At 68.2% G+C, this 12,747-nt stretch carries 15 protein-coding genes and 4 pseudogenes; 9 read left to right on the top strand and 10 right to left on the bottom strand.

The genetic code is table 11. The features are described 5' to 3' along the window. Positions 1-13 precede the first annotated feature (13 nt). Positions 14-337 (bottom strand): ANTAR domain-containing protein, encoded by a 324-nt coding sequence (locus QF034_RS00675; RefSeq protein ID WP_307173023.1) that lies wholly within the window; start codon positions 335-337, stop codon positions 14-16. Positions 338-857: 520 nt separating this feature from the next. Here QF034_RS00675 and QF034_RS00680 point away from each other — a divergent pair. Beyond that, a complete protein-coding gene (locus QF034_RS00680) occupies positions 858-1,028 on the top strand; it encodes a DUF5670 family protein (protein WP_020131495.1) in 171 nt (56 codons plus the stop codon). 381 nt (positions 1,029-1,409) lie between these two features. Here the strand turns inward: QF034_RS00680 and QF034_RS00685 are convergent, their stop codons facing one another. Beyond that, a complete protein-coding gene (locus tag QF034_RS00685; RefSeq protein ID WP_307173025.1) occupies positions 1,410-1,745 on the bottom strand; it encodes a hypothetical protein in 336 nt (111 codons plus the stop codon). Positions 1,746-1,844: 99 nt separating this feature from the next. Here QF034_RS00685 and QF034_RS00690 point away from each other — a divergent pair, with 99 nt between their 5' ends. From QF034_RS00690 to QF034_RS00700, 3 genes are all read left to right on the top strand, one after another. Further along, positions 1,845-2,279, top strand: a complete 435-nt coding sequence (locus QF034_RS00690) for an ATP-binding cassette domain-containing protein (protein ID WP_307173026.1) — start codon at positions 1,845-1,847, stop codon at positions 2,277-2,279. Positions 2,280-2,723: 444 nt separating this feature from the next. Next, complete coding sequence (locus QF034_RS00695; protein WP_307173027.1) at positions 2,724-3,050, top strand: hypothetical protein; 327 nt, start codon at positions 2,724-2,726, stop codon at positions 3,048-3,050. 150 nt (positions 3,051-3,200) lie between these two features. Continuing rightward, positions 3,201-3,428 carry a hypothetical protein gene (locus QF034_RS00700; protein WP_307173028.1) on the top strand — a complete coding sequence of 76 codons (228 nt, stop codon included), beginning with the start codon at positions 3,201-3,203 and terminating at the stop codon, positions 3,426-3,428. A gap of 16 nt (positions 3,429-3,444) precedes the next feature. On the opposite strand, the gene QF034_RS00705 is transcribed toward QF034_RS00700, so the two are convergent. Next, complete coding sequence (locus tag QF034_RS00705; RefSeq protein WP_307173029.1) at positions 3,445-3,867, bottom strand: TrkA C-terminal domain-containing protein; 423 nt, start codon at positions 3,865-3,867, stop codon at positions 3,445-3,447. Positions 3,868-3,992: 125 nt separating this feature from the next. Between QF034_RS00705 and QF034_RS00710 the strand changes: the two are divergent. Further along, positions 3,993-4,497: pseudogene (locus QF034_RS00710) on the top strand (PucR family transcriptional regulator); the annotation flags it as partial. A 132-nt stretch (positions 4,498-4,629) separates the two neighbouring features. Beyond that, positions 4,630-4,947: a hypothetical protein gene (locus tag QF034_RS00715; RefSeq protein ID WP_307173030.1), complete on the top strand. Its 318-nt coding sequence runs from the start codon at positions 4,630-4,632 to the stop codon at positions 4,945-4,947. Between the two features lie 18 nt (positions 4,948-4,965). Here QF034_RS00715 and QF034_RS00720 read toward each other — a convergent pair. The 3 genes and pseudogenes from QF034_RS00720 to QF034_RS00730 all read right to left on the bottom strand — a co-directional run. Continuing rightward, a pseudogene (locus tag QF034_RS00720) lies at positions 4,966-6,377 on the bottom strand (NF041680 family putative transposase); the annotation flags it as partial. 661 nt (positions 6,378-7,038) lie between these two features. Further along, on the bottom strand, positions 7,039-7,260 hold the full coding sequence (locus QF034_RS00725; protein ID WP_307173031.1) for a hypothetical protein: 222 nt from the start codon (positions 7,258-7,260) through the stop codon (positions 7,039-7,041). A 17-nt stretch (positions 7,261-7,277) separates the two neighbouring features. Next, complete coding sequence (locus QF034_RS00730; protein WP_307173032.1) at positions 7,278-8,228, bottom strand: MerR family transcriptional regulator; 951 nt, start codon at positions 8,226-8,228, stop codon at positions 7,278-7,280. 219 nt (positions 8,229-8,447) lie between these two features. On the opposite strand from QF034_RS00730, the pseudogene QF034_RS41370 reads away from it, so the two are divergent. Beyond that, positions 8,448-9,277: pseudogene (locus QF034_RS41370) on the top strand (aminoglycoside phosphotransferase family protein). A gap of 66 nt (positions 9,278-9,343) precedes the next feature. Here QF034_RS41370 and QF034_RS00745 read toward each other — a convergent pair. Genes QF034_RS00745 through QF034_RS00760 form a run of 4 tightly spaced genes read right to left on the bottom strand, consistent with a single transcriptional unit; the run spans position 9,344 to position 10,939 of the window. After that, positions 9,344-9,979, bottom strand: a complete 636-nt coding sequence (locus tag QF034_RS00745) for a tyrosine-type recombinase/integrase (protein ID WP_307173033.1) — start codon at positions 9,977-9,979, stop codon at positions 9,344-9,346. A 32-nt stretch (positions 9,980-10,011) separates the two neighbouring features. Continuing rightward, positions 10,012-10,194 carry a hypothetical protein gene (locus QF034_RS00750; protein ID WP_307173035.1) on the bottom strand — a complete coding sequence of 61 codons (183 nt, stop codon included), beginning with the start codon at positions 10,192-10,194 and terminating at the stop codon, positions 10,012-10,014. A gap of 14 nt (positions 10,195-10,208) precedes the next feature. Further along, the gene (locus QF034_RS00755; RefSeq protein ID WP_307173036.1) at positions 10,209-10,580 is read right to left on the bottom strand and encodes a hypothetical protein; all 372 of its coding nucleotides are present in this window, start codon (positions 10,578-10,580) and stop codon (positions 10,209-10,211) included. A gap of 2 nt (positions 10,581-10,582) precedes the next feature. Next, entirely contained in the window at positions 10,583-10,939 is a 357-nt protein-coding gene (locus QF034_RS00760; RefSeq protein WP_307173037.1) for a hypothetical protein, read from the bottom strand. A 352-nt stretch (positions 10,940-11,291) separates the two neighbouring features. Here QF034_RS00760 and QF034_RS00765 point away from each other — a divergent pair, with 352 nt between their 5' ends. Both QF034_RS00765 and QF034_RS00770 read left to right on the top strand, forming a co-directional pair. Continuing rightward, complete coding sequence (locus tag QF034_RS00765; RefSeq protein ID WP_307173038.1) at positions 11,292-11,723, top strand: HIT family protein; 432 nt, start codon at positions 11,292-11,294, stop codon at positions 11,721-11,723. Positions 11,724-11,846: 123 nt separating this feature from the next. Continuing rightward, positions 11,847-12,104, top strand: a pseudogene (locus tag QF034_RS00770) (alcohol dehydrogenase); the annotation flags it as partial. Positions 12,105-12,747: the final 643 nt, after the last annotated feature.

Genomic DNA, 12,747 nt, shown 5'->3' on the forward strand with positions numbered 1-12,747 from the left:
TCCCTGAGGCCTCCTACTGGCGTGACCGCCGGTGCACAGCCGCGTCCAGCTCCCGCATCACCGGCTCCGGCAGCGTCTGCCCCAGCGTCCGGGCAATCACCGACTCGGCCACCGTGTGCAGCTTGATGTTGGTGCGCTGGGACACCTCACGCAGCACCTCGAACCCGGCAGCTGGCGCAAGCCGGTGGATCGCGGCAAGAACACCGATGGCCTGATCCACCGTCGCGTGCGAGTTGACGGCTTGCCGCAGCTGCGCGTTCTCCTCCTCCAGGCGGGCGTTTCTGGCGTCGTCACGTGTCCCGCCGGGCAAGGACCGCGGCACGCGGGAAGTCGTCATGCTGGTCTCCATACAGGGGCAAGGCATCCCTGTACGCCTGCCCCCAACCTCAACGGCAAGACACCCCCACCGAGGCGTGAAGATCAACACAAGGGGAATGGCTCTTCGCCGCCCAAAGGGACGGTGAAGAGCCCCCAAGGGCTGTAGACCCAACCCTTGTCCACCCGAGTGGCCACCGTGCCCGCGCTCACACCCCTCACGGTCGGTACAGGCAAGGACTGGCAGCCAAAGCGGGTGCCGCAGCCGGCTCGGGGACGACTACGGCACCGCCCCGCGCAGCCTGACGCGCAGCACGAAGAACACGCCCCAGGGCCGACCGTGCCAGTGCCCCACCATCCGGCCTCCTGCGGCCACTCTGCGTGGAACTCAACTGAACCGACAGCCGCCCACCGACCCGGCGGTGAGGTGAACGCCGCGGAGGAACTGAGTTCAGTGCCCGCAAGAGCAGTGGAGAAACCAGGGAAATCGACCGTGTGTTCTTGCATTCGCCGGGCACGAGGAGCGACGGAGGTTGATAACTATGGTTCCCCTGCTTCTCGTTCTTCTGCTGGCTCTGATCCTTTTCGGCGCGGGCTTCGCGCTGAAGGCGCTGTGGTGGATCGCCGTCATCGTGCTGGTCGTCTGGCTGCTCGGCTTCGTCATGCGCTCCGCGGGCACAGGCGGCCGCAAGGGACGCTGGTATCGCTGGTAAGCCAAGCTGCAGCATGCTTGTGGGCTCCGGATGCATCCGGAGCCCACAAGCATGTCCGGATCAGGACATCTCTCCGGTCAAACGGTGTAACTACCACCTTCCCGGGAACCGGGCCTCATAGCTGGGGCCCGGTGAGCAGTGGAACCTGCGCCTCCAAACCACCGGACCCCAGCCACCCGACATCGCCCACCGCGCCGCGATGCTCTACACCCCTCCCCCAGCCCCAGTACGACGTGCCGCACCGGCCGCGGGCCCAGGTGGTCGTGATCGGCGCCGTAGACCCGGCGGCGCAGCAGCTGGTCGTCGTCACGGCCCATCCGGTCAGCCTTGCAGCCGCCACTGACAGCCGGGTCCGGTCGTGTCAGCTCGGGTCCGGTCGTGTCAGCTACGGAAGCGCGAGATCCAGGTGCCGCCGTTCTTCAGCTCGGGCAGGGCCTGGTCGTGCTCCTGGTGCCCTTGCTCGGTGTGCTCGGCTTGGCGTTCGGCGGTGATCGCTCGCTGCTTGCAGTCCTCGCACAGGTGCGGGTGGGTCTCACGTGGGGCGTCCCACCCGGCGGGCTCGATGGCCTTCCACCGTTCGTCGGTGAACCGGGTGCCGCAGTTGGCGCACGCGGGGCGGCGGGCTTCCCGCTCGGCCCGCTGCTGCGCGGCATCGGCTCCGGCCGCCGCTGCCGCTTGCGCTGCTGGTACTTGATGCGGTTCTTCAGGATGGCCCACGCGTACGCCTCAAGATGCTCCATTTCCAGCACGGGCTGGACGTTCTCAGCAGGCCGGGGAACGCAGCGCAGCTCGGGGCCTTCCGGACTCGACCCGCTGGTGCAGCAGACGTTCCTGGAGCTGGTCGCGGAGGCTGCCGCGAACGGCCAGACGGTGTTCATGTCCAGCCACATCATGGACGAGGTCGAGGCGGTCGCCGACCGGGTCGGCATCCTGCGGGACGGGCGTCTGGTGGCACTGGACACCGTGGCCCTGCTGCGTGCCGGAGCGGTCCGGGAGATCGAGATCAGCTTCGCCGAGCCGGTCACCGCCGAGGAATTCGTCCAGCTGCCCGGCGTACACGACCTCGTGCTCGACCCAGACGGGACCTCCCTGCGCGGACAGCTCACCGGCGAGCCCGACGCCCCCGTCAAGGCCGCCGCCAAGCACCACGTCACCGCGCTGCGGGCCACCGAGCCCGCCCTCGACGACCTCTTCCACGCCTACTACGCCGACGCGGAGGCCGCGCCCCGCCCGACCGCCGTGACCATCTGACCTGCCGCACCATCACCTGCTCAGCCGTCTCACCGAGGAGCCAACCCGCCATGCGCACCACCGTGTTCACCAAGAACCTCCGGGACAACCGCCGCCTGCTCATCGGCTGGACGATCGGCACGACCTGGCCGCCGCCATGTACGCGAGCTTCTACCCCCAGATGGCCACCGGCGGGGCCGAGTCCGTCCAGGACTTCCGAAGCGATGCGCGAGGCGTTCCACCTCGACGATCTGACCTCGGCCGCGGGATATCTGCAGTCCTCCTTCCGCTGCCCGCCCTCTTCTACGGGGCGGCGACCGGAGCGCGCGCCACGGCGGGAGGCGAGGATTCCGGCACCCTCGACCTTCTCCTCGCCCACCCGGTCACCCGGACCCGTCTGATCCTGCGGCGGTTGGGGGCCCTGACCGCCGGGGCCTGCGGAATCGCCGCCGCAGTGTGGTCGCGATGCTCGCCATCAGGGAGAGTGCCGACCTCACCTCCATCAGTCCGGCCGATTTCCTGGCTCAGTGCCTCAACCTGGCCCTCTTGGCTGTGGCATTCGGCGCGCTCGCCATGGGCCTCGGCGCCGCCACCGGCCGCCGTGCCGTGGTCTTCGCAGCGACCGCAGGCGTCGGCGTCCTCACCTACGCCGCGCACACCTTCGCCGACCAGCTGGGCGCCGGCTGGGCCGCGTACCTGTCACCGTTCCACTACTACATCGGCGGAGAGCCGCTCAAGCACGGCTTTCAGTGGGCCGACGCGGGCATCTTCGCGGCAGCCGCCGTGTGCTGATGGCCGCAGGGACGTACCGCTTCAACCACCGCGACATCAACGGCTGATGAGCCGGCGGATCCGCAGAGCCGCCGCACCCACGTGCGGGATAGCCTCCGTAGTCACCGGCCTCGACCAGGCTGGTGACCACCGGGGGAAGAGGAGACCGCCATGGCAGCCAAGCCGGTCCGGGCAGCGATCGGGGAGATGCGGATCACCTGCCAGGTCTGCGGCAGTGATGTGTTCCGGGAACGGGACGTGCTGCTGAACAGCGTCGGCCTGGAATTCATGAAGATGGCGTGGGCGGACGAGACGGCGACCGGGCTGATCTGCTGGCGGTGCGGATTCGTGCACCTCTTCGTGAACAGGGACCTCAAGCTCTATCGCGCGGACAAGTAGCCCCCGGAACGGGGCTTCAGGTGAGCTCGGCGAACGCCTCCACCGCACGGGTCTTGCCGGTGACGACGATGACGTCGCCCTTCTGGACGACCGTCTCGGCGGCGGCGTAGGTGAAGCCCGCTCCCGGCCGTTTGATGCCGACCACGGTGACGCCGTACCGGCTGCGGACCTGGCTCTGGCCGAGCGGCATCCCGGTGGCGATGTCCGGGGCGACGGTTTTCACAAGCGCGTAGTCGTCGTCGAACTCAATGAAGTTCAGCATCCGGCCGGTGACCGGGTGGGCGACGCGCTCACCCATCTCGCGCTCGGGCAGGACGACATGGTGCAACCCGAGCGCTCGAGGATCTGGCCGTGCCGGCGGCTGATGGCCTTGGCCCTCCTCTCTCGGCGTCGCGCTCATGTCGGTCGGCGCCGCCGCCACCGTGACCGGAGCTCTCATGTACGTCCTCTTGGGCCCCGGTCTTCGATTGTCGTCTTGGGCCTCATCGTCACGGCCACGGGGGCTGTCGTACGGATCGCCGGCCGCCGGCGCCGCCCCTGAGCGCCGCGACGACAAACCGGCTGCCCGGCGACCAGGACGACGTGCTCGCGTTCTTCGCCAAGCAGGCACACGTGGCCACCGACGGTGGCCGGGTCGCCCTCGGCCGCGTCCATCCCGGCGCCGGCGGGGTCGTCCACTCCTACGAGGAGGCCCTCAACGCCCTCGACCTGGCGGACCGCCTGGAGCTGGAGGAGCCGGTGGTGCGCTCGGCCGACCTGCTGTTCTACCCGGTCCTCACCCGCGACCGGCAGGCCATGGCCGACCTCGTACGCAGCGCCCTGGGCCCACTCCAGGCCGCGCGGCGGCGCCCAGCCCCTCCTCGACACCCTCACCGCGTACTTCGACTCCGGATGCATCGCGGCCGAGGCGGCACGCCGCCTGCGCCTGAGCGTGCGCGCACTGACCTACCGCCTGGAACGCATTCACAAGCTCACCGGCACCAACCCGGCCGACCCCGTCCACCGCTACACCCTGCAGACCGCCGTCATCGGCGCCCGGCTGCTCGGCTGGCCCGGCAACGAGATCTGATCTGGGCGACCCTGCCCCTTGCCGGACCAGATGGTGTCCGCGCACCAGGTCCTGACGGCCGCCGAGCGCTCCGGGCCCACTCAACCGCGTTTCCTCTTCGCACGGAGGCGTCTCGTTTGTCGGAGCTGCGGGATGGCGAAGGACTGGAGCCGTGGCGGTGTGGCCTTGCACCGGGACCGGTACGCACCGGCCACAGACCCTTACTTCGATGTGTGCCTTTGGCTGCAGACCGAGACCCGGCATGGGTGGGTATGGGCGTACAACCTGGAACACCTGGACCTGATCAGACGATTCGTGCAGGCACCGCTGCGTGAAGGGATTCCCTGGCACGACCACGGCCGAAGGATGACCGTGGTGGCGCGCCTGCCCGCATGGATGCAGCGGGCCAAGAACCGTGACGAGGTGCTGCGGGCCATCGCCCGCATCCACGCCGCACTGCTGTGCACCTAGCCTTGTCTTTAGCCAGTGGCGCGGTTTTGTGCCGACCTTGTGGTGGGCGGGGCGGCTGAATGCCTCATCGGTGGCGAGGACTCTGCCCACGTCGTGACGGGTGGCGGGGCGGCGGTTTTTCGAACCCGGTGGCCGGCCAGGTCCGGGACGGGATGGTTTCGGTGCATCGGCCGGTGAGCCGGTCTTCGTGCAGAGGTTCCTGAACCCTCTGCGGACGCGGGAGGGCGCCAGTTTGTTCGGCTCGGCTGGCTTCTCCCAGGGTCTGCGGAGGTCGGTGGCCAGGAGGCGGGCGAGGCGGAGTTGGGTGAAGGCGGCGATCACCAGCCATGTCCACCGGTCGGCTGCTTCCGAGCTGCGGAGCCGGGGCTTGGTCCAGCCGAGGGTCTGTTTGAACAGGCGAAAGGTGTGCTCGATGTCGAAGCGGCGGAGGAAGGACTGCCAGCAGCGGTCGACGTCCGCTTCGGTGGCGCCAGTGCCTGACCACCACAGCCAGACCGGCTTGTTGACTCCACCGGACGGCAGTTTCTCCACGACCAGGCGGATGACGTGCCCTCGATGAGCGGCGGCGGCCCGTCGTGGTCGAGCCATGCGGCCCGGCGGGTCAGCCGCGGATGCAGCCGGTCCCACGCCTGCGCGGTCGCCTTCCCATGGAGCCGGGTGTTCATGGTCGTCACGGCCTGCTCGGTGCCCCAGGTTGCGGGGCCGCCGAAGACGAACTCGCCGCCGTGCTTGGGCGGTCGGCCGCCCTTGGGGTTGGCCAGGTTGACTCTTTTGCGGGAGGGTGTCGGACGCCGCATCACCCGATCCGAACGGAGCCGGCCGAGGATCTCCACGGGCAGCCCAGCCAGCAGGTGGGTGATGCGCGGAGCGTCGTATCCCGCGTCCAGCACGATCAGGACCTCCGGGTCACCCGGCCGCCACTGGTCGGCGGCGACCAGCCGCTCGATGACCTCGCGGATCTGGACCGTGGTCACGGCGGCGACGTCGGCGCCGGGCTCCAGGCGGACCGCGTCCAGCACGGCCGTCCAGGACGTGCGGCCGGTCTCCAGCGCAGCGACCACCGAGCACGGCCAACCGGGCACCATCTGGCGCTTGCCCTCTCCCCGGCCGAACGTGTGGCAAAAGGACCGGTCAGCACACGTGTTGGCGTCCGGACGCAGCTACGGCGAGACATCCACCGCCAGTACGAGCCGACCATCCGCCGCCCCCGGCAACGGCAGCTTGACCAGGGCCCGACGCAGCCGGGCGACGTCGATCCGGCCCTGGTTGAGCCCGCCGTACAGAGCCCCGTGCCCACGACGGTGTTCAGGAGCGAGCGCGAGATCAACCAGCGTCCGCACCGCGTCGCCCCGCGCGGTCAGACACGCGTACAGCTCCGACCGGAAGTGTGACACTTCCGCGAACGCATCCCGCAGGACGTCCTGATGCATCAAACTCACGACCACGGCCTTCGCGCTGATCCACTCTGTGACGGAGCACAGGATCAGACGGAGGCCGCCTTCGTGTCAGCCGCAGTCGTTGCGGTTGATTTTCAGGGAGCGGGTCTGGTCGTTGAGGTTGTAGCCGCGCAGGTCGGATGGAGCCGCCGCTGCGGGTGACGCACACGTGCCGGCCGCTGTGGTTGCGCTTTTCGTACACGCGGGCGGTGCGGTCGGAGTTGTTGCGGATCGAGCTTGCCGCGGTCACGGATCGCGGTGGGCAGGTCCTTCACGCTGCCGTCCACGGCACGCCGCACCCAGGGCTGGCCGCCGAAGTTGATCTCTGGGTAGGTGCACACGTAGCCCCTCCCCCACCCTCCGCACCAAGGCATGCACCGGCGCCCAGGGCGGTAGCTCAGGTAGCGAACGTGTGCGGTGTACTCACCCACGAGCCGCGGCTGGGCGCCCTTGCACGTGCGCGGCTGCCGGTGCCCTCATAACCTGGTGTTGCTCGGGGTAGCTCCGGAGGTCTGCCATGCCCCGAAACATCTGGAGCGGCGCGATCAGCTTCGGGTTGGTCACTTCTCTGAACTAAGGCTTGGCCCCCGCGCCGCGCGGGAGGCTGCTCCACTGATGAACGAATGACGACCGAGTGCGCTTTCCCGTCGCCCCGTCAGCTCCTGCGCCCGACTGCCTTCGCTTGGCCGCGCGCCCAGCCCGCAACAACCGCGCCGATGGCGACGGCGACGAGGTAGACGGTGATGCTCGCCGCGAATCCGCCTGGCAGCCAGCCGAGTAGGCCGACGTTGCTGCGGTCGACAAGCTGGCGGATCGCTCCCTGCCCCCCAAGGACGATGAGAGCCACACCGAGGATCTGTAAGACGTCGTACTTCACGTGATGCCCTCCGGCGCTCAAGATGTCGCTGCCGCGGCTGAAGCACCGCGAAGAACGGTGGTGAACCACGTGTAAACGGGAGCGAGTGTTGGTGATGCAGGCCATCCATTGATCGTCGCCAGCAGCTGCCAATAGCGCTTGGCGTGTGGGTCAACGGTCATCTGCAGGCGGGCGACGAGCCAGCGGCGCAGATCGCCGTCGCCAGCACGCTCGAATGCGTGGCCGTAAAGGCCGCCCAGTGATTCGGCAAGGGGTGCGGCTTTGGAGGAGGCTGGGAGGATGCCGACGGATACGGCTTCGTCGATTCGTTCACGCATCGCTTGGTTGAGAACGTCGTGCAGACTGCTGACGTCCTGCTGGGATGGCTCTTTCGCCTGCTCCTCAGCTATGCGCCGTACCGCGGTACGGAAGTCTGGGTTCTGGCAGAGTTCGGCGAGTTCCACCCAGGCCCCGACCTGTTCAGGCGTGGGATCGTCGGGGAGCTCGGGCAGTGCGGATCGCATTAGGGTCACAAACTCCGGGTTGGCGTCAAACCCTCTGAAGGCGTCGTCGATGAAGTCGGTTACGAGCCGGCGTTGTTCGGACTGGGACAGCGTGGCGAGTCGATGCATGAGGTCCATCTCCATGGTGGTGGGGCCGCGTCTGGCGACTGCTCGTAGTACTGCCCGGCGCAGGCGGAGGGTCTGGATCTGTACGTCCAGGGCGTCGGCGTGTGCTTCGGCGACTTCCGGTATGGATGCCTCCCGGTCCAGCACCTTGCGCACGGTCGCCAGGTCGAGCCCGAGATCGCGCAGCGTGCGGGCCAGATCCAGGCGTGCGAGTGCGTCGAGGCCGTAAAGCCGGTAGCCCGCCGGGCTGCGGTCGGTCGGCGGGACGATGCCCTGGTCGGAGTAGTACCGGATGGTCTTCACCGTCAGACCGGTCCGGCGGGATAGTTCTCCGATGGAATAGAGCGTGTCGCTGTCCATGCCCCCAGCTTGACGTCTCCCCCCACGGGAGACTCAACCGGGCATTCCGAGGTGAACGGCACGCTGGGCTTGGGATACTTGGGCATCAAGTTTCTTGAGCTTGTTCTCGGCGCCGGCAAGGCTGACTTTGAGGCCCTCGATCTCGCCGCGCCAGCCTTCGCGCTCGGCTTCGGCGATGCGGGCGATGAGGTTGTCGCGGATTTCGACCAGCCGTGTCCGCTGGGTGGGGTCTGGTCGAAGGAGGGAGCATCTGACACAAGCTTCTCTGAACTTGCGGCCGTTCCGGACGAGTTGGCCGTGCGCATGCAGCGCATGGACCCCGCCCCGGAGCTCCAGCTCAAGGAGCGGCGGTGGCTACCCGTGCTGGCTCCCCGCCTGCCGCTCCCAGTACCGACCCCGGTGCGGTTCGGCGAACCGTCCGAGCGCTTCCCCAAGCACTGGACCGTCATGACGTGGGTTCCCGGCGAGCCGCTGGACCACGGCTCGATCAGTCGCAGCGCCCACGCGGCCGACACACTGGCGGGCTTCCTCACGGCGCTCCATGTGGAGGCGCCCGCCGAGGCGCCGACCAGCTCGGACTTCGGCGCCTATCCCAAGAAGTGCACGGACGGCTTCGACCACTTCTTTCAAGCCGTTGTCCCCGGCGGCATTGCCGACGAGGTCCGGGCCGTCTGGGACGATGCCGTCGCGACCCCGAGTGTGAGGGCCCGCCGGTATGGGTGCACGGCGACCTCCATCCCGCGAACGTCGTCGTCTCGGACGGAACGCTCTCGGGCATCGTCGACTTCGGTGCCATGTTCGCTGGCGACCCGGCCTGGGACCTCGCCGCCGCATGGGTGCTGCTACCCGCGGGCACGGCCTCACGCTTCTTCGACATGTACGCGCATGCGGACGAGGCGGCGATCCGGCGTGCCCGCGGGCTGGCCACTATGAAGAGCCTCTTCCTGATGCTCATGGGGCAGAACGGAGATCGGGGCCTTCCCGGCGGCAAGCCGAACTGGGGACCTGTAGGCCGGGCGGCACTTGATCGTGTTCTGAAGGGCGTTTGATACGCGCTTCTTTGAACTTGTTCTCGATCTTGGTTGAGGGCCGTGCTGCAGTCCACCTTCCTGGGTTCATCGATCACCACGCGTGGTGGGGATGCCCAGGTCCACGGCCGTATGCTGCCCGTGGCCCCGATCGAGCTGGCGGAGCTTCTCCTCGGCGCCAGCCAGGCTGACCTGGAGACCTTCGACCTCGCCGAGCCAGCCTTCCGTCCCGGCTTCGGCGACTCGGTCGATCAAGTTGTCGCGGATCTCGGCAAGCCGCGCCCGCTGGGTCGGGTCAGGCCGAAGGAGCGAGCATCTGACGCAAGCGTGCTCGTGGATGCAGGCGGTGCCGTAGGCGCGGGCGCAGGTGCCGACGGAAAGTTTGCGGCGTTCGAAGTGGCCGAGGAATTCCTCCCACTCGGTTTCGGTGGGGGTGCGGTACTCCTCGGCGGGGCGCAGGGTGCGGCGGCGGGTGATGAAGGCGCGGTGGGCTTCGATGGTCTCGGTGGGGTAGTCGGCGTTGTAGCCCATGGTGGTGTTGATGTTGGTGTGGCCGACGATGACCTGGGCGATGTGGGGTGGCAGGCCGGAGCGGATGGCATCGGTGATGAACATGCGCCGGAAGTCGTGCGGGGCAAAATCCATGGGACGGCCGGTTGTGTCGGTGAGGCCGACGAAGGCGAGGACCTCGGCCAGAGCGCGGCGGATGAATTCGCCGCTCATGCGGGAGGGCCCCTTGCCGTCCACCGACAAGATCAGCGGTGTGGCGTCGGTGCAGGGAGCGGGCACGAGAGCGTCGTAGAACGCGTCGATGTCCGCCGCACCTGCCGATGCCCGATGCCGGGGCCGGTGACGGCGTTGATGCGCTCGCAGGCGTCGGCGAAGCTGCCGCGGGCGGACTCGATCGCGGCGAGCCTGGCCAGCCCGTGCGAGTGCATTCGGTCCGGAAGGTTCAGCACCGCGTCGGCCGGGTGCAGGTCCGCACGCCGGTGCCGCGGTAGGCGATCCGGACCACGGTGACCTTGCCGAATACCGTGGCCAGCGTCCGGTGCCGGCCCCTCTCGATCCGGCAGCGCCGGACACCGGCGGCGTCCACGACCTCTTCACGACGGGCCTCGTCCCTGGCCCGCAGGGTCAGGTGGTCCTGGAACAACTGCCGGGTGACCTCGCGCATCCGCGCCCCCAGCAGATCCTCCAACTGCGCGTGCGTCATCACCGCCGCCTCCGGGGCCGCCAACTCCGCACACGCCGCGGCGAACAGACCCGCCGAGGCGGCAAAGGCGTCTTCACACTCCGCGAGCGCACCCCGGGCCGGCCCCACCATGCTCACCACCCCTGCTTTTTGCCGTCGACCTTGACCAGCCCGGACGAAGGTTCCGCCAGGATCCCGCGCTCCACGAGCCTCTTCAACTTCCAGCGCATCCCCTCGACATGCCGCGGCTCGGTCCCCAGACGCAGGTGCTGGCAGACCTCTTTGCAGCGCATCGCCGCCCCCGAGGTCGCGGACAACGCGATGATCCCCTGATACTCCGGCGACATCACCGTCACATCCAACCCCGCCTCGGCCTTCACCAGCGCCACGGCGATCCCACCACCGGCATCCCCGCCCGCGGCGTCCGCGTCCGGCACCGGCGAAGACGGCGCGGCCAGCACCTCCTCCACCGTCTCGCGCGCGATCTGCAACCGCGCCAGCCGCTACTCGGCCCGCGACAACTCTTCAGACAGACCAGCGATCTGCTCACGCAGCCGCTCGGCCTCGTCCAGCGCCTCAGCCCGCCTGGCCTCCAACGCCTCCAACAACGACGGCACACCACACCCACCCTCACTCAGCACCCGCACGCCTCACGGCGGGCTCGACCTCGGCGACGGTAGAAGTCGACACCCCCAGCTACATCCCGAACCTCGACGAATCACCCCAACGAGGCACCCTCAGAAGATCTGCACCCGATGGAGATGTCTGTCTGTGCGATGGCCTGCCAGACTCGTCGATCTAGCTGGGTAGGGCCAGCGTGAGGCGACTTCGGAGGTCTCCAGAGTGAGTGACTGCGCCTTCTGCAGGATCGGGCAGGGCGAGATCGATGAGGACTTGGTTGCCTATCGCTCGGGAAACGTATTCGTCGTCCCTGCGCTCAAGCAGCGGCAGAACAACCCTGGTCACGCCCTTATTCTGCCTGTGTCACACGTGACCGACCTGCATGACGTACCAACTGATCTCCTGCATGAGATCTTCGAGGTCACAGCCCGAGTGACCTCGGCGGTGAAGGACGCTTATGGGGCTGTAGGAAGCACGATGACCCAGAACAACCACATCCCAGGTCAGGTACTTCATCACGTGCACGTTCATGTCGTCCCCCGGTTCGAGAACGACGGGTTTCGCATGCCGGACCCGGCACTGCGTGAAGCACCACGAGAGGTGCGACTTGCCCGAACTGCCGCCCTCAGGAAGGCGTTGCAGCTAGGAGCATGAGCCTGGCAACGGCTGAGGTGGGCCGCCGACCGTGAGGTCGGCGGCCCACCCAGAGATCGATCGTCCAGGCACTGGTCAGGGGGTTCTGCGGAGAGGGATCACGTCCGGTCCGCCGGGCATGGCGGCGCCCTGGTGAACGTGGGCGTCCCGGAGGAGCCCGTCTCCTTCCACCCGTTCTCCCTCATCGGCGGCAACAAGATCCTCGCCGGATCGATGATCGGCGGCATCCCCGAGACCCAGGAGATGCTGGACTTCTGTGCCGAGCACGGGATCGGCGCGGAGATCGAGCGGATCGCCGCCTCCGAGATCAACGAGGCGTACGAGCGGGTGCTGGCGAGCGATGTGCGGTACCGGTTCGTGATCGACAACGCGACCATCTGAGACCCATCGCACGCACGAGGGCCCCGGCGGATCATCCGCCGGGGCCCTCGCTCTCCGAGCACCGTGGAGGTGAGCGTCCGTGACAACGAGCCGAAGATGCCCGTGATCCATGCGGCGGATCCGTGGCGTGTCGGGCAACACGGCCTGGAGGTCGTCATGGACATCAGCCCGCGCTTCGAGATCCACCGCGAGCCGGTGGGCAAACGCGTTGTCGCCGCGGCAGGAGGGTCGACGACGCGCGAGAACACGGCCCTGTTCTCCCGAAGCTGCCGTTGGCAAGTAGCGGTCTCTAGCGGATTCAGGTGGACTTGTCGGCTGACTCCGACAGTCACACGCTGAGTGCTGGCTCGCCGCCGGGGACGGCCGGGGCTCAGCCGGCCATGGCATCGAGGACGTCGCACAGCCCTTCGCCGAGAGGAGTGAGCCGATATCCGACCCGCGAGTGAGCTCCTGGCAGGCAGTGGGGCTGACGATTGTCGCCGCCCCGCTCAGCTCGCCATCCTCGAAAGCACCGCGCCACCTGCAGCGGGAACCGCCGCTGCACACGGCGAAGGCCACCGAGATCCGAGCCTTCGCGCCGATGGAGTCGATCCGGTCCGATCCGCATTTGCGTATAGGCGGTCGGTGACCAGTCTGCGTAAGT

The organism is Streptomyces africanus (assembly GCF_030816955.1).
Classification (GTDB): Bacteria; Actinomycetota; Actinomycetes; order Streptomycetales; family Streptomycetaceae; genus Streptomyces; species Streptomyces africanus.

Bases quoted from the DNA above. Each gene is read 5' to 3' on its own strand.
- QF034_RS00675 (WP_307173023.1), bottom strand. From the start codon at position 337: ATGACGACTTCCCGCGTGCCGCGGTCCTTGCCCGGCGGGACACGTGAC.
- QF034_RS00705 (WP_307173029.1), bottom strand. From the start codon at position 3,867: ATGAGAGCTCCGGTCACGGTGGCGGCGGCGCCGACCGACATGAGCGCG.
- QF034_RS00695 (WP_307173027.1), top strand. From the start codon at position 2,724: ATGCTCGCCATCAGGGAGAGTGCCGACCTCACCTCCATCAGTCCGGCC.
- QF034_RS00755 (WP_307173036.1), bottom strand. From the start codon at position 10,580: ATGGTGGGGCCGGCCCGGGGTGCGCTCGCGGAGTGTGAAGACGCCTTT.
- QF034_RS00715 (WP_307173030.1), top strand. From the start codon at position 4,630: ATGGCGAAGGACTGGAGCCGTGGCGGTGTGGCCTTGCACCGGGACCGG.
- QF034_RS00700 (WP_307173028.1), top strand. From the start codon at position 3,201: ATGGCAGCCAAGCCGGTCCGGGCAGCGATCGGGGAGATGCGGATCACC.
- QF034_RS00680 (WP_020131495.1), top strand. From the start codon at position 858: ATGGTTCCCCTGCTTCTCGTTCTTCTGCTGGCTCTGATCCTTTTCGGC.
- QF034_RS00730 (WP_307173032.1), bottom strand. From the start codon at position 8,228: ATGGACAGCGACACGCTCTATTCCATCGGAGAACTATCCCGCCGGACC.
- QF034_RS00745 (WP_307173033.1), bottom strand. From the start codon at position 9,979: ATGAGCGGCGAATTCATCCGCCGCGCTCTGGCCGAGGTCCTCGCCTTC.
- QF034_RS00750 (WP_307173035.1), bottom strand. From the start codon at position 10,194: ATGCACTCGCACGGGCTGGCCAGGCTCGCCGCGATCGAGTCCGCCCGC.